Genomic DNA, 20,428 nt, shown 5'->3' with positions numbered 1-20,428 from the left:
CTGGCATCAGAACCAGGGGATCAACGCGGACGGAAGTGGAACTCCCGGTGAGCGATCACCCCGTCATGGTTGCGGTCCAGGTAGAGGAAGTTGGCTGGCAACGTGCCTGCGTCGGCCTCTTCTCGGGAAATGACGCCATCACCATTCGTGTCCAGACTCTCGAAGCTGTTCTGCCCCGAATTGACCGAAGAGGGGTGGATCGGCTGATTGAACTCCTGAGAGCCCCTTTCGGCGAGAGCGATGCGTCCCTGGTCATGCGTCCGCTGGGCCAAAGCCAGCTGGTGCTTGCAGCGAGTCCTGCCATGCAAGTTGCCTATGAGCTTCCCTCTTCCATCGACCGCCTCGCTGACGTACCGACGCTCTCGATGGCTGAAGAGTCTGATCTGGTCCATTGGGAGCTGCACGGCCCCAATGACGAGACCGCAGTTGTCAGCCTTCGCCCGCGAATGATGTGCAGCAATTTCGACATGCTGCTGGCCGCCGCACGAGAGGGGTTAGGCGTGGCGCTTCTGCCCAACAACATCTGCCAGCCGGGACTGGATTCGGGTGAGCTGGTTCAAGTGCTGCCGGAGTGGCGTTCGCCCTACGGTACGATCCAGGCGGTCTTCACGTCTCGCAGAGGGCTGGTACCCGCCGTCAGGGCTCTGATCGAGTTTCTTGCCGAGGCAATTCCCTGCAAGCTTTCCCTGAATGGCCAATCCGTCGCCGGCTGACGCAGGGCCTGGGCCTGTGCGGCTTCGTCACCGGTATTGGTTCAGTCCTGCCGCACGGCTGAACCCGATGAAGGTACGCACCGCGCCATGGGCTGCGGCCCGGCCATGTCATGCGGCTCAAGAAGTCTGCGGCGGCGCTTGATACGCTGCGCAAGCCGCTAGCCGGGACGCTGCTGCCACTGGCAGAAGCAAAAACCCCTCCACAAGCTGACCGAGTGGTCACACAGAAAATCCAATCAACCTACTGATAAAATTGGAAATTATTTATCCATCATCGCCAGACATTGCATCATCAACAAACGGCATCGTTTCAGCCCTAGCTGCACATTGAAGCGCCTTCCCATCGACCTATAGGCTTTGACCATCCAGGGCAGCCCGGCACTCCCCGTAACAGCGGCGGTATGCCAAGGCGCCTGTCGAGCCCAATAACTTCAATAAGGACGTGCCCATGATGCCCCATACTCTGGCCGATCAGGTTACCCACTATCGTGACGACATCACCACCTGGCGCCGGCACCTTCACCGCCATCCGGAACTCTCCTTCAAGGAAAGCAGGACCGCCGATTACATCGAGGAAGTTCTGCGTTCCTTCGGTAATCTGGAACTCAGCCGCCCGACCCCCACCAGCGTGATGGCCCGCCTGATTGGTGACCTGCCCGGCAAGACACTGGCCCTGCGCGCCGACACTGACGCCCTTCCAATCCAGGAAGAAAACGACTTCGAGTTCGCCTCGTGTGAGCCGGGGGTGATGCATGCCTGCGGCCATGACGGCCATACGGCCATGCTGCTCGGCGCCGCCAGGATCCTGTCCCAGCACCGCGAACGACTCCAGGGTGAGATTCGCTTCTTCTTTCAGCATGCCGAGGAGTATTTCCCTGGCGGCGCGAAGGAAATGGTGGAAGCCGGCGCCATGGAGGGCGTCGACTGGGTCATGGGTGCCCATCTGATGTCAGATGTCGAGACCGGCAAGATCGGCGTGCGCAATGGCCCGATGATGGCGGCCCCAGACGGCTTCTTCATCACCATCCAGGGCAAGGGCGGTCACGGCGCCATGCCCCACCAAGCCAGAGACAGTATCGCTATCGGTGCCGAAGTGGTCTCCAACCTGCACCAACTGGTGGCCCGGCACACCAATCCGCTGGAGCCCTTGGTGGTCACGGTAGGCAAGTTCGTCGCGGGTGAAGCTCCGAACGTGATCGCCGACAAGGCCGAACTGGCCGGCACAGTGAGAAGTTTCGATCCCGAGGTGCGTGCCCAGGTACCGATACTGATGGAGCGCATCGTCAAGGGCATCACCGAGGCCCACGGCGCCAACTACCGCTTTGAGTACCTCAGCGGCTACCACCCGGTGATCAACGACGAGGCGCCGACTCAGCTGGTAAGGGAAGCGGCTATCGAGGCCTTCGGAGAGGCGGCAGTGATCGATACCCCGCCCAAGATGGGCGCCGAGGACTTCTCTGCTTTCTTGCAGGAGGCACCGGGAAGCTACTTCTTCATCGGCTCCGGTAATGCGCAGAAGGGCAGTGATTTTCCGCACCACCATCCGCGCTTCACCATCGATGAGGATGCCCTTCTGATCGGCACGCGCCTTTTCTGCGAGGTTGCCCTTCGCTACTGCGCCTGACCCGAAAGGAGCGCAGGTTTAACACACACTGAACGACAATAACGAGTCTTCGATATGACCACCACGACCCAGCAAGCTGCCCGAAAGGGGCGGCCTGATACCTCTTGGCTCAAGGGCCGCTTCCGGATGCCCCATGTTTACGTGATCATGGCGGCGCTGATCCTGATCGCCTACCTGATCACCTGGCTGGCGCCCCAAGGCAGCTTCGAGCGAGTCGAAGGGCCCCGCGGTACGCAGCTGGTGGCCCCCGGTACCTTCCAGTACCTGGAGGGTGACCGCCTCGGCTTTCTCGACCTGCTGTTCTCGATTCCCCGCGGTCTGGTGGAGGCCGGCCCGATCATCTTCGGGGGGCTGATGATCGGTGGCCTCTTTGCCATGCTTCAGCACACCGGCCTGCTGGCGTTGATGATCCAGAAGGTAGTGAATGCCTTCTCGCGTCGTCCGATCCTGATCGTTCCGGTGATGATGATCCCCATGACATTGTTCACCACCTTCACCGGCGCCATGGAGCTGGGCCTCGTCTATGTTCCGGTGATGATCCCGCTGATGCTCCGGATGGGCTACGACCGCTTCACCGCCACCGCCATGGTGCTGGTCAGCACCTGTGCGGGCTTTTCGGTGGCCTTGACCGCACCGGCGACGGTAGGGCTGGCCCAGACCCTGATGGAGCTCCCGCTCTATTCGGGCATCGGCTATCGCAGCCTGATCCTGGCCTTCATCAGCCTGACCGGCATGCTCTACGTCATGCGCTATGCCATGAAAGTGCAATCCAATCCCCAGTCGAGCTTGGTTCATGACGATGGACAGAACGGCGCCTTCCTGACCAGCGAGGATAATGTTCCCAGCTTCAGTACCTGGCGCAATGTGGTCGGCGGGCTCTTCCTGGCCGCTGGCATGGGGGTCATGATCCACGGTTTACTCAACCACGGCTGGTACTTTATCGAGATCGGTGGTTGGTATGCCTTCATGGCCATCGTGCTCGGGCTTGTCTATGGCTTCACCTTCAGCCGCATAGCCGAAATCTTCCACGAGGGTTTCAATCTGGTGCTGGTCGGTGTGATCGTGATCGGTCTGGCCCGCGCGGCATCGATCCTGCTCAATGATGGTAACGTCCTCGATACCATCGTCCATGGTATCAGCCAGTTGATCGATGGCACCCCCTCCTACCTAACCGCAGTGGGCATGTTCATCGTGCAAGGGCTGTTCAATTTCCTGGTCGGCTCCGGCAGCGGCCAGGCGCTGATTACCATGCCGATCATGAGCGGGCTTTCTGATTTGCTTGACGTGACACGCCAGACCGCGGTACTAGCCTTCCAGTTCGGAGATGGTTTCACCAACATCATCTTCCCCGGGGTGGCCCTCGCGATCCTGGCCATCGGCAAGATCCCCTACGGACGGTGGCTGAAGTTCATCGCGCCGCTGATGCTGGTCTGGTGCACTTCTGCTGCCATCTTCCTGGTCATCGCCCAGCACACTGGCTGGTAGCCCCCACACGCTCAACCATCAACCCTTTGCCAGGCATCCCGATGCGGATGCCTGGCATTTTATATGGGCATACGAAACGACTCATCAACGTGGATGCATCACAGGCATCGCATGAGAGAAATACGGCATTTCAAACAGAAAATACAAAAATATAACCTGTCTTCAGCATCGTGTTCGATATCGATGTTTCTCCAATAACAAGCCCACAAATGGACATAACTCTCTCATGATCTTTCGACTGACTCCTCTTGCGTCCGTCCTGCTTACTGGCTCTCTGGTGGCGTCTGCCTCAGCCTCCGCCTTCGAGATCAACGCCGGCGACACCAGGGCCAGCGTCTATGGCTTCGCCAAGCTGGATATCATTCAGGACCTGGATGACAATCTCGGCAATGCGGTGAACCCCGGGGCGATTCGAGCGGATGGGCAACCTGGCCCAGACGGCCATAGCACCCTGCATGCCTATCAGAGCCGCTTCGGCATCACCACCTCAACACCGACATCCAACGGCGACCTGAAAACCCGCCTCGAGGGGGACTTCTTCGGCAGTGGGGGGGAGAATTTCGCCTGCGCCATGCCTATGGCGAGTGGAATGGCCTGCTGGCCGGCCAGACCAAGACCAACTTCGGCAGCGACCGCTTCATCGGCTTCACGCCGACGGTGGATTTCAATGGCCAGGTCGGCCAGGCACAGCTGGGGCGCCTCGCACAGCTGCGCTACAGCCTGGGGGGCTTCGCCGTCGCTCTGGAAGATCCCAGCGGCTTCATCGGCGCCTCGACCTTGCCTCTGGACGAAGCCAATACCAGCAAGAGCCGCCTGCCGCACCTGACGCTGCGCTATCACGGCGGTACAGACACCTTCCAGTACGCCTCCTCCGCCATGCTGCGCGAGATCGAGTTCTATCGCGGCGCTGACGACAGCACCGACCGCACCCTCGGCTGGGGCCTGGCCCTGGAGGCCAGCCTGGCGCTCGGCGAGGCGGTCAAGGTTCAGGGTGCCGTGGTCCACGGGGACGGCATCGGCAACTACCTCTATGGTAATCCGGCACTGGCCAGCGGCGTGGGCGCAGGCTACCTGGACAGCAGTGGCCAGGCCCAGTCCATCTCCGCTACTGGAGGCGTGCTGGGGCTCAGCGCCCGGGTCGGCCCCGGGAGTCTCAACCTGGCCTACGGTATCGCTACTGCCGATATCGACGATGCGATCGCTGATGACGCAATCCATCCCCAGGCACCGGCTGACGATCGCTGGGAAACCCTGTTCGTCAACTATATGTGGTCGCCGGTTCAGAACGTCACCTACGGGGTGGAGGCCGGCTACCATCAGCGTGAAACCGCTCGGGGCGACTCCGGCGATGCGGTTCGCCTCCAGGGCATGGTGATGTACCGGTTCTAGGTACCCTTCCCTCGACTGGCCTGTCTTGTTCATCGATTGCCCCGCCACGGCGGGGCCTTTTTCCTTAGCCCGGCGCCTCGATGCACAGTGCCTATCGCATGAGAGCAAAACGGCATTGTTCCCAACGACAGCTGCGGACATAGCATCAACGCAAAGACCACGCTTCGCATCCAATAACTATTCGAGGAAGCCACGATGCTGATTCCCGACCACCAGCTCCCCACCGTGATCGCCCTGACCGGCGCCTATGCCATCCTCATCCTGCTCTATGCCTACTATTTCTATCGCAAGGTGAGGACCTTCGCCGGCTACAACGTCGCAGGGCGCAGCATGCCGCTGCTGCCGATGATCCTGACCATCCTGGGCACGCTGATCGGAGGTGCCATGCTGCTGGGCCTGATGGCTGATGCCTACCGCATCGGCGTCAGCCAGATGTGGATGCTCTTTCCCCTTATCGGGGTGCTGGCGATCCTGACCGCCTTCTTCGTCAAGCGCCTGCGAGAGCTGGGCGACCGGCATGAGCTTTACACCGTTGGCGACTATGCGGCGCTACGCTATGGCCCCCTGGCACGCTACCCCGCCTCCATCGCCAACCTGGTGGCCATCTCGGCGCTGACCGGGATGCAGTTCGTTGCCCTGGCCACCATCCTCAAGCTGATCTTCGGCCTCGAAACGACCCACGGCATCCTGATCGCCTGCGCCTTCCTGACCCTCAAGACCTACCTGGGCGGCTTCACCTCGGTGGTCTGGTCGGATGCCGTTCAGGGCACCATCCAGACGGCGGGCATCGTGGCCCTGTTCGTGGCCGTCTATGTCATGTCAGGAGGCTGGGGCGAGGTTATGTCCAGCGCCGAGGCCACCGGCCAGCAGGCGCTGTTCCAGCTGACCAATATCTCCCCCTACCAGATCTTCCTGTTCATGTTCACCCTGGGTGCCGCCGTACTGGTACGTCAGGACCTCTGGTCGCGGATCTGGTCGGCCAAGGACCTGGGTACCACCATGAAGGCCTACTGGTGGGCGGTGATCCTGCTGCTGATCAGCGGCCTGGTGGTTGTGATGACCGGCGTGTTCGCCAAGGTGGGGCTGGGCATCGTCGCCGAGCCGCCCTCGATGATCTATTACCACGTCATCCAGGAGGCGATGCCCTTCTGGTTCTTCGCGCTGATGTTGATCACCCTGATCGCGACGGTGGTCTCCTGCGCCGACTCCTTCTTCATTGCCGGTGCCTCCACCTTGGTCAGCGATTTCATTCAGCCCAACGCCAAGGGCGCCACCGATCGTCAGCTACTGATGTGCAGTCGCGGCGCGGTAATCGTCATGGCCTTGATCTCACTGCTGCTGGCACTCGCCGTGCCGCGTCTGATCCAGCTGTGGATCACGGGCTCGGCGATTCTGGTCGCCAGTCTGCTGGTCCCTCTGTTGCTCGGGGTGCTGTGGTCCCGGCCCAGCCGGCTGGCCGGCGCCAGTGCCATGTGGGTCGGGCTGGTGGTGGCCCTGAGCTGGCAACTACTGGGCCAGCCTGGCGGCTGGAGCCCGGTATTCATCGGTGTGCCGGCATCGGCGCTCACACTGTTCACGGTGATGGCATTGGAGCCGGCCAGACGCCGCTCCGCGACCGCAGCGAAGATCAGCTGACCGTCACGTTATGGCCCGGTGGCAGGCGTGCCCCGGGCCGGCCGATTCACGCAGAGGGCCGGCGCTGACTCACATCTTGAGCGATTGATAGAGGTGTTCGAGGAAGTGGCGCTTCAGGGGAGAGTCACCGTCGCTGCGCCACAGGGCTGAAGTCTGGAAGGTCGAGTCGACCCCGGTGAGCGGCCGCACGGCCACCCGGTCACACATCCAGCGCCGCGCCGACTCGATGTGAACGCTGACGCCCATGCCGGCCGCCACGAAGGCAAACACCGCCTGGCTGTTGTAAGCCTCCTGCACGATGCGGGGTTCGAAACGCTGTTCCAGAAAGATGGCGTCCAGGTGGCGCCGGTAGTCCCGCCAGTTCTGGCGAATGCCGATCACGAAGGGCTCACCACGCAGGTCGGCGAGCGTCAGTTCAGCTTTCTCGGCCAGCGGGTGACCGGGCGGCAGCAGTACCACGAAGCGATCGTCCTGCACGACACGGGTATCGAACCCCTCGGCCTGGATCACCCCGGAGACGAAGGCAAAGTCGAGGCGGTCATCCTCCAGCAGATGCAGCTGCGGGGTATTGGGCGCATACAGCATCTCGACCTCGACGCCGGGATAGCGCTCTCGAAAGGCGTGCACCACGTCGGGCAGCCTGCCGAGGATCGCCATGTCGGTATAGCCGATGCGCAGCTTCCCCTTTTCCCCACCGGCTGCCTGTCGGGTCAGCTCGATGGCGTCATCCAGGTCATCAACGATGCGCTGGGCCTTGTCCAGGAAGACTCGCCCCGCTTCGGTCACAGAAACGCTGCGGTTGCTGCGTATCAGCAGCGGCTCACCGATGGCCTCCTCGAGCTGCTGGACGGTGCGACTCAAGGCCGGCTGGGTCAGGTGCAGGGCCGTGGCGGCCTGGCCGAAATGCAGCTTTTCAGCCACCACGATAAAGGCCTTCAGCTGGCGGATTTCAACTCTCACGGCGATAACCCCGGCGCATGGTGGGATGAATGTTCAACATTATACTTCGCCGCCTCCCTTACTAATAATCGAGGTTAATTAAGCTCCACACGTCCAATAACAAGGTACCACCATGACCACCACCGTGTTCAGCGCGAAGAAGATCATTACCATGAATCCCTCCCTGCCGGAGGCCACCCATATCGCCGTGCGCGACGGCCGCATCCTGGGCGTCGGCACCGTGGAGAGCATGGCCGACCTGGCCCGCCACCAGGGCGAGATGCGCCATGATGATCGCTTCGCCGATCGGGTGATCATGCCTGGCATGGTAGAGGGCCACAGCCATGCCCACGAGGGGGCGCTCTGGCAGTACCTTTATCTCGGCTACTATCCGCGCAAGGACCCCCGGGGCCAGGTCTGGGAGGGCATCCGCGACATCGCCGCCATGCAGAGTCGCCTACGCGAGGCCGCCGCGCGCCTGCCCGCCGACGAACCGATCATCGCCTGGGGCTTCGACCCGATCTTCTTCCAGGGCGAGAGCGTTGATCGCCATGCCCTGGATGCCGCCGTGAGCGACCGCCCGGTGGTCGTCGTGCACCTCTCCTTCCACGCCATGACCGTCAACAGCGCCATGATCGAGCGCGCCGGCCTGGATCGCCACGCCGATATCGAAGGCATCCTGCTCGATGACCAGGGCAGGCCTACCGGCTCGATCAAGGAGATGGCGGCCATGCATGCCATCCACGAGAGCCTGGGCGTGAGCCTGTTCGATATCGTCTCGAAGCCCGACACCCTGCGCCGCTTCGGTGAGGCGGCCAGGCTGGCCGGGGTGACCACCGCCACCGACCTCTTCAACCCGCTCACCGACGAAGGTATCGCCTCGCTGATAACCGTGACCGAGGAAGAGGACTTCCCGATCCGCATCGTGCCGGCGATGAGCACCCTCGGTCGCCCCATCGATGAAGGCATCGAGCGCCTGGCGGCCTGCCGCGAGAAGAGCAACCCACGCCTCCACTTCGGGCTGGCCAAGGTGATGACCGATGGTTCCATGTCGGCCTTCACCAGCCGACTGAAGTGGCCCTATTACCATAATGGCCTGCCCAATGGCGCCTGGAATGCGACACCGGAAGAACTCAATCGCATCGTCCAGGCCTACCATCAGGCCGGCGTGCACCTGCAGATCCACACCAACGGCGACGAAGCGGTGGAGCTGATGCTGGATACCCTCCAGGAGGCGCTGGAGCTGTGGCCGCGTCTCGACCATCGCCACACCCTGCATCACTGCCAGGTCGCCGATCAGGCACAAATGCGCCGCGCCAAGGCCCTGGGGCTGTGCATGAACCTGCTCACCAACCACCTCTACTACTGGGGGGACGTCCACGCCGATACCGTGCTGGGCGGGGAGCGCGCCCAGCGCCTGAACCCGGCCGCCTCGGTACTGCGTCACGCCGTCCCCCTGGCCATCCACAGCGATGCGCCGGTCACACCGCTGGGCCCGCTGTTCACCGCCCATGTGGCCTGCACGCGCAAGACCGCCACGGGCCAACTGCTCGGCCCCTTTGAGCGCATCAGCGTTCCCCAGGCGCTGGAGGCGATCACCCTGGGCGCCGCCTACACCCTCAAGCTGGATCACCTGATCGGCAGCCTGGAAATGGGCAAGTATGCCGACATGGCGGTGCTCGACCGTGACCCACTGGCCGGCGACGGCGAGCAGCTGGCCAAGATCGAGGTGGTCGCCACCGTGCTGGGCGGGCGCGTCCATGAAGCTTGAGCCAACGGAGGTGGGCCGGCTCATCCCGGTGACAGTCATCGGCGGCTTCCTCGGCGCCGGCAAGACCAGTTACCTCAACACCCTGATACAGAAAGGCATTACCCCCGGCTCGCTGATCCTGGTCAACGATTTCGGCGACATCAATATCGACAGCGCCCTGATCGACTACCGTGACGACCGGGTGATCGGCCTGACCAACGGCTGCATCTGCTGCACCCTGGGCGGCACCCTGGCCGAGCAGCTCGCCGAAGTGCTGCGATTCACGCCCAAACCCACGGCGATCTACATCGAGGCCAGCGGGGTGGCCGACACGGCGCGTATCGCCGATATCGCCCGGGTCTCCCGTCAGCTTCGCCTCGAGGAGGTGGTCTGCCTGGTCGATGCCAGCCAGGCGCTGGCCAACGCCAACCACCCGCTGATCGGCGAGGCCTGGCGGGATCAGGTGCGCACCGCACATCGCCTGCTGCTTAACCGCCTTCCGGATGACGGCGACTTTCGCCAACGGCTGGAGGCCCTGCTGGACGCACTCAACCCGAAAGCAAAGCGCCTGTTGCTGGAGAGTCCCAAGGATGCACCGGCACCGCGTCCAGCACCCCCGGTGCCGCGCTTCGCCCCCGCCACCCGGACAGGCGGCGCCCACCCCTGCACCAGCGTGACCCTGAGGCCTTCCGGCGCGGTCGATACCGAGGCCGTGAGCAAGCTGCTGACCGAGCACGCCGACGTGCTGTTACGTGCCAAGGGGTTCCTGCGTTGCCGGGGATATGAATCGCTTCGGCTGCTGCAGTTCAGCGGGCGCCACCCGCAGTGGCAGTCCTCCCTCAAGCCACCCGCAGCGCCTCAGCTGGTGCTGATCGGCACCCCGGGAGAACGCTTCGAGGCCCTCTGCAGCGACCTGATGGCGCTGGCCAACGACTGAGCCTGCTCCCGATGCCATTTTCATCAACGTACAACGGAGAGAAACCATGCACTTCTCGCAGCTGACCCAGCGCATCGCCGGCGAAGGAACCGCCGCCTGGGAGATCCACATCCAGGCCCTGCAGCGCCGCGCCCGCGGAGAGGAGGTCACCATCCTCTCCGTCGGCGACCCGGACTTCGACACCCCGGCCCCCATCGTCGATGCCGCGGTCGCCGGCCTTCGCGATGGACATACCCACTACCCCGACATGCGCGGCAAACTGGCGCTGCGCGAGGCGATCGCCGCCTACCACCGCGGCCAGGGCGTGAAGGATGTCGGCCCCGAGCGCGTCATCGTGCTGCACGGCGCCCAGTGCGGCCTCTACGCCGTGGCTCAGTGCCTGCTCGACCCGGACGACGAGGTGATCATCCCCGAGCCCACCTATGTCACCTACGAGGCCGCGGTGCGCTCCACCGACGCCCGCATCGTGCGCGTGCCCTTGGACCCCGATGAGGACTTCCGCCTGCGTCTGGAGCGCCTGGAGGCCGCCATCACGACGCGCACCCGAGTGATCATGCTCAACAGCCCCCACAACCCCACCGGCCAGCTGATCGACCGGGCCACCTGGGAAGGGGTGGCAGCGCTGTGCCGCAAGCATGATCTCTGGTTGGTGTCCGATGAGGTCTATGCCGAGCTGGTGCATGACGGTGAGCATCTGTGTCCTGCCTCCCTGCCCGGCATGGCGGAGCGTACCGTGGTGATCAACAGCCTCTCCAAGTCCCACGCCATGACCGGCTGGCGATTGGGCTGGGTGATGGCCCCCGCGCCTCTGGTCGATCACCTCTTCAACCTCTCCCTGTGCATGCTCTACGGCTGCCCCAGCTTCCTCCAGGACGCCGCCGTGGAGGCCCTGGCCCACCCGCCCGCCGAGCTGGCCGAGATGAAGACCACCTACCGGGCACGCCGCGATGCCGTCTGCGACGCTCTGGCGGATAGCGAGCTGCTGCGGGTGGTGCGTCCGCCCTCTGGCATGTTTCTGATGATCGACGTGCGCCGCACTGGGCTTTCCGCCAAGGCATTCAGCCAGGCGCTGCTCGATGGCTACGATGTCTCGGTACTCTCCGCCGAGGCCTTCGGCCCCTCCGGTGCCGGCTTCGTACGCCTGAGCCTGACGGTGGACGAAGCGCAGCTGCGCGAGGCATGCCTGCGCCTGAAGGCCTGCGCCTGTGCGCACGCCGTCGCCACCGCCTGACGCCTCCCCTGGCTCTTGAGCAAAGCGCCCCGCCGGGTAACCCGGCGGGGCGCTTTGCAATTAGTTCGAAAGGCTTGGTTCAGCCGGCAATCTTTACCAGCTTGCGGTTGACGAACTCCTCCATGCCATCGCAGCCCAGCTCGCGACCGAAGCCTGAGCGCTTGATGCCGCCGAAGGGCAGCTCGGCGGCCGAGCCCGGTCCTTCGTTGATATGCACCATGCCGGCCTCGAGCCGCTCGGCCAGTCGCCGAGCCCGCTCCAGGTTGGTGGACTGGACCACCGCCCCCAGGCCGTAGGCGGAGTCGTTGGCCAGGCGCACCGCCTCCTCCTCATCCGCGACCTTGAAGACGACGGCCACTGGGCCGAAAAGCTCCTCGCGGAACAGCTGCATCTCCGGGGTCACCCCGGTCAGCAGGGTCGGTGCATACCAGGCCCCGGGACGGTCGAGGCGCTGACCACCGGTGATCAGCGTAGCGCCCTGGGCGATGGCATCCTGCACCTGAGCCTCGAGAGTCAGCAGGGCCTGCTCGGAGGAGAGCGGGCCCATGAAGGTACCCTCGGCCATGGGGTCACCCACCGGGATTCCTTCGATGGCCTCGCAAAAGCCCGTCAGAAACTCATCATGTACCTTGGCATCCACCAGGATACGCTTGGCCGCATTGCAGGCCTGGCCGGCGTTACCGAAGCGGCCTATCAGCGCCTGCTGAACCGCCTGCCCCAGGTCGGCATCGTCCAACACGATGAAAGGATCCGAGCCCCCCAGCTCCAACACCACCTTCTTGAGGTGGCGCCCGGCAATCTCGGCCACCGCGGAGCCAGCCCGCTCGGAGCCGGTCAGCGACACACCCTGCACGCGCGGGTCGGCGATGATCTCCGCGGCTTGCTCATTGCTGGCATAGACGTTGACGTAGACGCCCTCGGGGGCGCCGGCGTCCTGGAAGATCTGCTCCATGGCCTGGGCCGACTCGGGGCACTGGGGCGCATGCTTGAGCAGGATCGTGTTGCCGTTCATCAGGTTGGGGGCCGCAAAACGCGCCACCTGATAGTAGGGGAAGTTCCAGGGCATGATGCCGAGCAGCACACCGAGCCCCTCCTTGCGGATCTCCGCGCTACCCCCACTCGCCACCTCGATGGGCTCATTGGCCAGGAAGCGCGGGCCCTGCTCGGCGTAGTAGCGATAGATGGAGACCACGATATCGATCTCGAGGCCGGCCTGGAACAGCGGCTTGCCCATCTCACGAGCGATGATGGCAGCCAATTCCTCACGGCGCTCGACGTAGAGGTCGGCGACTCGCTGCAGCAGCGCCACACGGGTGGCCTGCGCGCTGTGGCGCCACTCGCCGAAGGCGTGGTCGGCCCTGGCGATGGCCTTCTGGATCTCGTCATCGGTCGCCAGGGCAAAGGTCTTCTCCACCTCCCCGGTGGCCGGATTGGTCACGGCGTACTGGATCATCGGTTACTCCTGTTGTGATTGTCGTTATGCCCTTTGGTGAGGGTCGATACAGGCGTGATCAGGGCAGATCATGCTGAGGGTCAGTCACCACGTGGATCAAGGCCGGCCGACGCAGCTCGATCACAGCACGCAGTGCACGCTCCACGGCACCGGCCGCCTCGTCGTTGTCCAGCACCGTCTCGCCGTGGCCGCCGTAGGCACGGCACAGGCCGGCGAAGTCCGGATTGGCCAGCTGAGTGCCGCTGACCCGCTCGGGGAAATGCATCTCCTGGTGGGAGCGGATGGTGCCGTACTGGCCGTTATCCATCACCAGCATCAGCATGGCGGCGCCGTGCTGCACGGCTGTCGCAATCTCCTGGCCATTCATCATGAACTCGCCGTCGCCGGCCACCACTACACAGAGCCGCTCGCGGCTCTCTAGCGAGGCCGCCACGGCGGCGGGCACGCTGTAGCCCATGGAACCGTTGCGGGTGCTGAGCTGGCTGGGGAAGGTGCGGGTCGGCAAGAAGCGCTGCGCCCAGGCGCAGTGGTTGCCAGCGCCGAAGCTATAGACGGCGTCGGTAGGTAGACGCTTGACCAGCTCACCCACCACCGCGCTCATATGGGCTGTTCCCGGGCGAGTCAGAGGCAGCTGCTCCAGGGCAGGCAGCGTCGAGAAGGCCACTTGGGCGGCCCGCCCTTCGGCGCACCAGTCGCGCCAGGCCGCAGCGCGACCCAGATCGAGGTCTGCGACCGCTTCGGCGAAGGCCACCGGCGTGGCGATGAGTTGGCGGGTCACCGCCCCGCTGCGACCGCGCAGGCCGGTGTCGATATTGACCAGGATGTTGGTGCGCCCATGCCCCTGGCGGGCGGTGAAACCCTCGGTGGGCACATCCGTGGGCAGCGCCCCTACGGCGACGAGCACATCGGCCTGCTCGAACATGGCAAGCGTCGCCTCGGTGCGCCCATAGCCCAGGGAACCGCAGTTGACCGGCGAGTCGAAGGGCACACGGTCGGTGGCGCGCCAGTCCTGCACCACCGGAATGCCGTTGTGCTCGGCGAAGCGGGTCACGGCCGCGGCGGCCTCCGGTGTCCAGCGTTGCCCACCGATATAGAGCAGCGGGCGGCTCGCCACCAGCAAAGCCGCCTTGAGCTCGTTCAGCTCTCGGGGGGATACCCCGCCTTCAGCGACCGGCAGCACCGGATGCAACTCACCGGGAACCGCATGGGTAATCACGTCTTCCGGAAGGCCGATCACCACGGGGCCAGGGCGACCGGAACTGGCGGCAAAGAAGGCCTCCGCCACCACCTCGGAGGCGCGCTCCGCTTCGTCGAGCACGAACACCCGCTTGCACTGGGTACCAAACCAGGCGTGGGGGTCGAACTCCTGGAAGGCCTCACGCATGCGATCGGCCACTGGAATCAACCCTACGAACAGCACCATGGGCACCGCATCCTGCCAGGCCGTGTGCAAGGCCACGAAGGCGTTGGCGGCACCCGGGCCGCGCGTGACCATGGCCACGCCCGGCTGGCCGGTCAACTTGCCGTGGGCCTCGGCCATATAGGCCGCACCGCCCTCGTGCCGACAGACCACGGTGTCGATGCTCGAGCCGTGCAGGCCATCCAGCACGGCGAGATAGCTCTCGCCGGGCACCACGAAGACGCGCTTCACGCCGTGCAGGGCCAGGGAGTCGACGATGGCCTGGCCGGCATGCTTAGTGTTCATGTCTTGCTCCTGGGTTCCAGAGGTAAGTCTGGTCCCATGCTAGAACCGGCCCTGGAGCGTGGATAATGCTTTATATCACTTGAGTGATACGCCAAGGGCATGGTGGCCGGGCAGAATAATCGGCGAAGTAACCGATACGATCACTCCAGTGCCTCCAACCATTCGCACTTCAACCTGCCCCTTTCCCCCAGCGCCGGCAGCGCCTCGCTGAATCGCCCCCTGGCGCGTAGAGTGAAGATCTCCGACGCAACGCCTGAGCTTGCCCCGCTCTCCTGACACACGCCAACTCATCCATGCCGGCAAGGGTAGGCTGAAGCCCCCTTGCCGACAGCCTATGGAGGAACATCCCGATGATCATTCGTCATTCCAACGAGCGTGGCTACGCCGATCACGGCTGGCTGAAGTCTCGCCACACCTTTTCGTTTGCCGACTACTTCGACCCCAACCACATGGGCTTTCGCAAGCTGCGCGTGATCAATGAAGATCGCGTTCAGGGCGGCCAGGGATTCGGTGCCCACTCCCACCGGGACATGGAAATCCTCTCCTACGTGCTGGCCGGCGAGATGGCTCACAAGGACAGCATGGGCAACGGCGCGGTCATGCGTCCTGGCGATGTACAGCGCATGTCGGCCGGCACCGGCGTGATGCACAGCGAGTTCAACAATGCCCCGGACCGTGAGCTGCACTTCCTGCAGATCTGGATCGAGCCGAGCCGGCGCGGCATTGCCCCGGGCTACGAGCAGAAGGCCTTTCCCGTCGAGCAGCGCCAGGGGCAGTGGCGGCTGGTGGCCTCCCGGCAGGGACGCGACGGCTCGGTGAGCATCAATCAGGACGTCAACCTCTACGCCGGGCTGTTCGATGCCGGCGAACGGGCGCCGACGCCCGCGGTGCGCCATGCCTGGCTGCACGTGGTGCGAGGCGAAGTGGAGATCAACAGGCAGCGACTGTCGGCCGGCGATGCCGCCGCCTTTCAGCCGGGGGAGCCCATCGAGGCAGTGGGTGTGAAGGCCTCGGAAATCCTGCTCTTCGACCTGGCCTGAACGGTAACGGGGAGCCTGGCTATTCTGGAATCGTCGGTTGCATCATTGGCAAGCAAGCCCTGGGACCGTCAGCATTCGCCATGGAGGCCGCCATGACCGACGCCGCCAAGCCCCGACCCTACCGCAGGCACCGGCGCCATGCCGTGGCCAGCTGCGCCTGGCTGCTGGCACTGCTGCTGGCCCTGTTGCTGACGGCCGCGCCGGCGGCGGCCAGCTGCCCCAGTCCTTCCAGCACCGACCTGGCAGCCATCAAGGGCATCGGTGAGCATTCGGCCCTGCCCGAAGGCCGCGAGGTGGTCGCCGACGGCGTGGTAACCGCGGCGTTCCTCGGCCGCGAACGCCTTAACGGTTTCTATCTGCAGCAGGCGACCGAGCAAGGCCCCGTCGGTGTGTTCGTCTATATGCCCACGCCGACACAAGATGACACCGAGCTGATCACTCCCGGCCGGCACCTCCAGCTCCACGCCAGGACCGGCGAGTTCCATGGCCGGATTCAGCTGCAGCGGGTCGAGTGGATCGAACCCTGTGCCAGCGACCAGCTGCCCGAGCCAAAGGCGGTGGCGTGGCCCCTCGACGAGGAGGAGCTACCACGCCTTGAGGATCTGCTGCTGACGTTTCCGCAGCCAATGACCGTCACCGGCAACTACGAGCTCGCCCGCTACGGCACCCTGAGGTTGGCCGCCGAGCGCCTGTTCCGGCCCACCAATGCGCCAGACGCAACTCAGGAACGCTCTGTGCTCATGCTGGACGACGGCAGCTACCGCACCTTTCCGAGCCCCATTCCCTATCTGGATGAAGATGGCAGCAGCCGCGTGGGCAGCCGCATCGAGGGGCTGACCGGGGTGCTCACCCGCGCCTTCGACGCCTACCGCCTGCACCCGACCCGTGAGCCGCACGTCGCGGACGCCAACCCGCGCCCGGGGCCGCTGCCGGCGCCGGGAGAGCGGCTGCGCGTGGTCACCTTCAACGTCGAGAACTACTTCACCACCCTCGGCCAGCGCGGCGCGGCGAATGCCGAAGAACTGGAACGCCAGCGGGCAAAGCTTGCCGCGGCGGCAGAGGGCCTGCAGGCTGACATCCTGGCCCTGGTGGAAGTCGAGAATGACCCGCGCGCCCTGGCCGACCTGGTCGAGCAGCTGAGCGAGCGGACCGGGGTCCGCTATCGCGCCGTCGGCGGAGGCACCGACCGCGGCTCTGATGCCATCAAGGTCGCCCTGCTCTACCGGCCGGACCGGGTGGAGGCCATGAGCGAACGCTATGCCGATAGCGACCCCGTCCACCACCGCCCGCCGCTGGCGGCCTTCTTCCGCCGCCTGGAGGGTGGCCCCGCCTTCGGCGTGGTGACCGCCCACTTCAAGTCCAAGACCGGCTGCCCCTCCCGGGGCGATATCGACCGCGGCCAGGGCTGCTGGAACGAGCGCCGCGTGGCGCAGGCCCAGGCCATGAGCGCCTTCCTGGAGCGCCTCGCTGCCGCCGAGGGGCATGAGCGCCTGCTGCTGATCGGCGACCTCAACGCCTACGGGGCCGAGGACCCGATCCGCACCCTGGCCGACGCGGGCCTGATCGATCTGCTGGCCCGGGAGCTTCCGCCCGAGCGCCGCTACAGCTATGTGTTCCGCGGGGAGTCCGGCTATCTGGATCATGCCCTGGCCAGCCCCGAACTGGCCGCGGCAGCCGCCGAGGTCCGGCCGTGGCCCATCAACGCCGACGAGCCGCCGTTCCTCGGCTACGACGGGCCGGACAGTGCGGCGCCCCATGTCCGCCCCGACCCCTTCCGCTCCTCGGATCATGACCCGATCGCGGTGGATCTGGAGTGGCCTTAGCAGATAGCCTTGAAAAATTCTGGAACAAGCGGGAATGCGGTAATCTCGATGCATCGCCTGGGGAGTGACCGAAGATGATGACACGCCGCAGCTGGGGCGTTGTCGCAGTGGTGACAGCGATTTGCGCAGCTGCCCTATCGTACTTCCTCGCTGCACCACAGAGTTCCGGGCCGACCCCGTCTGCGCCATTGCAGGGATCCGACTGGATTTCGGCTGCAGCGGACATCGCGGCAGAAGAATTCGACCGGCTGGCGGGTCCGTGGGAATTGGAGCTTCCGGCGGATCATGGTGCGCACTCCGAAGCCCGCACGGAGCTATGGCAGGTCTCGGTGCACCTTACGGATGACGATGGCCAGCCCGTCGGCGTCCAATTTCTGCTTTTTCGCATTGGTCTTGCCGGTCCCGATGCGCCACCACCGACCTCGCCCTGGGAGACGCGGGAACTCTACCGCGGCCATGCCGTGCTGGTCGAGGCGGCTGACGCGGCCAGCGTCGCGCAGGAGCGGTTCGGTCGCGGTATGGCGGGTCTTGCCGGATATGATATGAATCTCGGAGAGCTTCGCCTCGACAACTGGTCGCTCAACTTTCCGGCCCGAGCGGATCCGGGCCAGTGGAACCTGAACACGGGTCCGGGCGATATCCGGGTCGAGCTGAACCTGACGCCCGAAAAGGAGCCTCTTCGGTTGGACGCCGACGCGGTGCCCTTCCGCGGCTACGCCTTCAGCCGGCTACGCGCCGAAGGCACCTTGGAGACACAGACGGGCCAGCGGTCGGTTTCCGGTACCGCATGGTTCGAGCATCTGTGGGGCGAGCTACCGATCCCCGGCGGCTCGCCCGTGGCATCGGACCGGCTGCAAGTTCAGCTCGACGACGGGTCGGAGCTTTCGGTCGTCCGGTCCCGCCGCCTCGACGGGGCGGGCACGCCGACGGTGGAGGCGCTCCTGATCGATGCACAAGGCACCGTCGTCGCCTTCGACGACGACGCAGCGCAGCTGGAACTGGCGCGCCACTGGCAGGGAGCGCAGGCCGCCTGGCCCGTGGACTGGCGGCTGCGGCTTGGAGATCTGCAACTCGTCATAACGCCGGTCGTGGATGCGCAGGAGCATGCCTTCATGGTCAGTGTCTGGTCGGGTCTAGTACGAGCACAAGGACAACATGGCGATCGACCGGTCTCCGGGGTGGGAACCTTGCAGCTGACGGGATACGGAAACTGATGACAGGGAGAGCGCAATGAAGCAGCAGATCCTGATCGGTGGCACCGTCGTCACCCTGGCTGTCGCGGGGCTGGCGATTGCCTGGCTGGGCGGATTTCTACCTTCCTCATCCGGTGCGGATCCGGAGCGGTACCGCTCGCCCACCGGAGAGGTTCCGGCGACTGAGCAGCGCCCGGGCGATCCGGCGGCGGGCTACCATACGCTGGTCAACGAACCCTATGTCAGCTGCGGCATGCCGCGCGAGGCATGGCGCCGTCTGGCGCCGGAAACCGATCCGGCCGACCTGCTGCCCGGTCGTGAAGACCCCAATGCCGAGCTGCCCTATTTCCTTACCGCCCACGTCAATGCCGACGGCGTCGAGATCGTCTCGAACAACTGCCTGACCTGTCATGCGACACGGATCGGGGATGAGGTGGTGGTCGGACTGGGCGATACCTTCGCCGATTTCACTGTCGATGCGCGCAGCATGGTCAACCAGGTAGGCCGCTACGTGCGCGGCCCGGCACAGACCGCCGCCTGGCAGCACTGGGCCGACCGGATCGAGGGCATCGCGCCCTACATCCGGACCGGCACCATCGGCATGAATCCGGCCACCAACCTCAGCTGGGCGCTGATGGCGCACCGCGATCCGCGCACGATGACCTGGTCAGCCACCCCGCGGCTCGAGCCGCCCCCCGAAAGTCCGGTACCGCTTCGCACCCCGCCCTGGTGGTGGATGGGCAAGAAGAACGCCATGTTCTACACGACAATAGGCCGGGGCGACCATTCGCGCTACATGCTGTTCGCGTCACTCCTGTGCGCCGACACGCAGGAGGAACTGCGTGAGATCGACACCTACGCTGCGGACATGCGCGCCTATCTCGAAAGTCTCGCGCCACCCCCCTTCCCGGGCGAGATCGACGCGGCGCTCGCCGAAGAGGGCCGGGCTGTGTTCGAGGCGAATTGCGCGAGCTGCCACGGCACCTATGGCGAATCCTCCAGCTATCCCAATCGGGTCATCCCGCTCGAGCAGATCGGGACCGACCCGCTCTATGCCGCAACGATGACCGACGGCAGCCTTGACCGTTTCTACGAATGGGTGGAGCGCTCGCCGCATGGAGGCACCGTGCGGGCGGCGCCGGCGGCGGGATATATCGCCCCGCCGCTGGACGGGATCTGGGCGGTGGCGCCCTATCTGCACAACGGCTCGGTGCCGAACCTCGCGGCGCTACTCGACAGCCGACTGCGCCCCCGCTACTGGCGCCATGTCGAGACGCGGGATTACAACGCGGAGGCGATGGGCTGGCGCCACGAGGTGCTGGAGGCCGGCAAGGATGCCGCCGACGACCCGGCCGAGCGGGTCCATATCTACGACACAACGCTGCCTGGCTACGACAACGGCGGCCATGACTTCGGTGACGCCCTGAGCGAGCAGGAGCGCCGCACGGTGCTCGAATATCTTAAATCGCTTTGATGCAATAGCCGCAATCTGTCGATACAAGGGAAGCTAT

16 protein-coding genes and 1 pseudogene are annotated in these 20,428 nt (G+C 64.8%); 13 read left to right on the top strand and 4 right to left on the bottom strand.

The window, feature by feature from the left end; genetic code table 11:
- Window positions 1-20: 20 nt before the first annotated feature.
- Window positions 21-155 (bottom strand): hypothetical protein, encoded by a 135-nt coding sequence (locus ACM26W_RS05570; protein WP_416140821.1) that lies wholly within the window; start codon window positions 153-155, stop codon window positions 21-23.
- Between ACM26W_RS05570 and ACM26W_RS05565 the strand changes: the two genes are divergently transcribed.
- From ACM26W_RS05565 to ACM26W_RS05540, 6 genes and pseudogenes are all read left to right on the top strand, one after another.
- Window positions 138-713, top strand: a complete 576-nt coding sequence (locus tag ACM26W_RS05565; protein WP_416140820.1) for a LysR substrate-binding domain-containing protein — start codon at window positions 138-140, stop codon at window positions 711-713. The genes ACM26W_RS05570 and ACM26W_RS05565 overlap by 18 nt on opposite strands.
- A gap of 448 nt (window positions 714-1,161) precedes the next feature.
- The gene (locus ACM26W_RS05560; protein WP_416139850.1) at window positions 1,162-2,337 is read left to right on the top strand and encodes a M20 family metallopeptidase; all 1,176 of its coding nucleotides are present in this window, start codon (window positions 1,162-1,164) and stop codon (window positions 2,335-2,337) included.
- Window positions 2,338-2,463: 126 nt separating this feature from the next.
- Entirely contained in the window at window positions 2,464-3,822 is a 1,359-nt protein-coding gene (locus tag ACM26W_RS05555; RefSeq protein WP_416139849.1) for a YfcC family protein, read from the top strand.
- Window positions 3,823-4,048: 226 nt separating this feature from the next.
- A pseudogene (locus ACM26W_RS05550) lies at window positions 4,049-4,375 on the top strand (DcaP family trimeric outer membrane transporter); the annotation flags it as partial.
- Between the two features lie 104 nt (window positions 4,376-4,479).
- Window positions 4,480-5,211, top strand: a complete 732-nt coding sequence (locus ACM26W_RS05545; RefSeq protein WP_416140942.1) for a hypothetical protein — start codon at window positions 4,480-4,482, stop codon at window positions 5,209-5,211.
- A 195-nt stretch (window positions 5,212-5,406) separates the two neighbouring features.
- Complete coding sequence (locus tag ACM26W_RS05540; RefSeq protein ID WP_416139848.1) at window positions 5,407-6,846, top strand: sodium:solute symporter family protein; 1,440 nt, start codon at window positions 5,407-5,409, stop codon at window positions 6,844-6,846.
- Between the two features lie 69 nt (window positions 6,847-6,915).
- Here ACM26W_RS05540 and ACM26W_RS05535 read toward each other — a convergent pair whose 3' ends face one another.
- On the bottom strand, window positions 6,916-7,806 hold the full coding sequence (locus ACM26W_RS05535; protein WP_416139847.1) for a LysR substrate-binding domain-containing protein: 891 nt from the start codon (window positions 7,804-7,806) through the stop codon (window positions 6,916-6,918).
- A 112-nt stretch (window positions 7,807-7,918) separates the two neighbouring features.
- Between ACM26W_RS05535 and ACM26W_RS05530 the strand changes: the two genes are divergently transcribed.
- Genes ACM26W_RS05530 through ACM26W_RS05520 form a run of 3 tightly spaced genes read left to right on the top strand, consistent with a single transcriptional unit; the run spans window position 7,919 to window position 11,703 of the window.
- Window positions 7,919-9,556 carry an amidohydrolase gene (locus ACM26W_RS05530; protein ID WP_416139846.1) on the top strand — a complete coding sequence of 546 codons (1,638 nt, stop codon included), beginning with the start codon at window positions 7,919-7,921 and terminating at the stop codon, window positions 9,554-9,556.
- A complete protein-coding gene (locus ACM26W_RS05525) occupies window positions 9,546-10,472 on the top strand; it encodes a CobW family GTP-binding protein (RefSeq protein ID WP_416139845.1) in 927 nt (308 codons plus the stop codon). The genes ACM26W_RS05530 and ACM26W_RS05525 overlap by 11 nt, the downstream gene beginning before the upstream one ends.
- A 46-nt stretch (window positions 10,473-10,518) precedes the next feature.
- Window positions 10,519-11,703: a pyridoxal phosphate-dependent aminotransferase gene (locus tag ACM26W_RS05520; RefSeq protein WP_416139844.1), complete on the top strand. Its 1,185-nt coding sequence runs from the start codon at window positions 10,519-10,521 to the stop codon at window positions 11,701-11,703.
- 79 nt (window positions 11,704-11,782) lie between these two features.
- On the opposite strand, the gene ACM26W_RS05515 is transcribed toward ACM26W_RS05520, so the two are convergent.
- Entirely contained in the window at window positions 11,783-13,156 is a 1,374-nt protein-coding gene (locus tag ACM26W_RS05515) for an NAD-dependent succinate-semialdehyde dehydrogenase (RefSeq protein WP_416139843.1), read from the bottom strand.
- 58 nt (window positions 13,157-13,214) lie between these two features.
- Entirely contained in the window at window positions 13,215-14,861 is a 1,647-nt protein-coding gene (locus ACM26W_RS05510) for a thiamine pyrophosphate-dependent enzyme (protein WP_416139842.1), read from the bottom strand.
- Window positions 14,862-15,211: 350 nt separating this feature from the next.
- On the opposite strand from ACM26W_RS05510, the gene ACM26W_RS05505 reads away from it, so the two are divergent.
- The 4 genes from ACM26W_RS05505 (at window position 15,212) to ACM26W_RS05490 (ending at window position 20,391) form a co-directional block, all read left to right on the top strand.
- Window positions 15,212-15,901 (top strand): pirin family protein, encoded by a 690-nt coding sequence (locus ACM26W_RS05505; protein ID WP_416139841.1) that lies wholly within the window; start codon window positions 15,212-15,214, stop codon window positions 15,899-15,901.
- A gap of 92 nt (window positions 15,902-15,993) precedes the next feature.
- The gene (locus ACM26W_RS05500) at window positions 15,994-17,724 is read left to right on the top strand and encodes an ExeM/NucH family extracellular endonuclease (RefSeq protein WP_416139840.1); all 1,731 of its coding nucleotides are present in this window, start codon (window positions 15,994-15,996) and stop codon (window positions 17,722-17,724) included.
- Window positions 17,725-17,798: 74 nt separating this feature from the next.
- On the top strand, window positions 17,799-18,938 hold the full coding sequence (locus tag ACM26W_RS05495) for a lipocalin-like domain-containing protein (RefSeq protein WP_416139839.1): 1,140 nt from the start codon (window positions 17,799-17,801) through the stop codon (window positions 18,936-18,938).
- Window positions 18,939-18,954: 16 nt separating this feature from the next.
- Entirely contained in the window at window positions 18,955-20,391 is a 1,437-nt protein-coding gene (locus ACM26W_RS05490) for a c-type cytochrome (protein ID WP_416139838.1), read from the top strand.
- Window positions 20,392-20,428: the final 37 nt, after the last annotated feature.

Source organism: Halomonas sp. HK25, from assembly GCF_047795635.1.
In the GTDB taxonomy this organism is placed as follows: Bacteria; Pseudomonadota; Gammaproteobacteria; order Pseudomonadales; family Halomonadaceae; genus Halomonas.
This window is presented reverse-complemented; position numbering and strand designations above follow the sequence as displayed.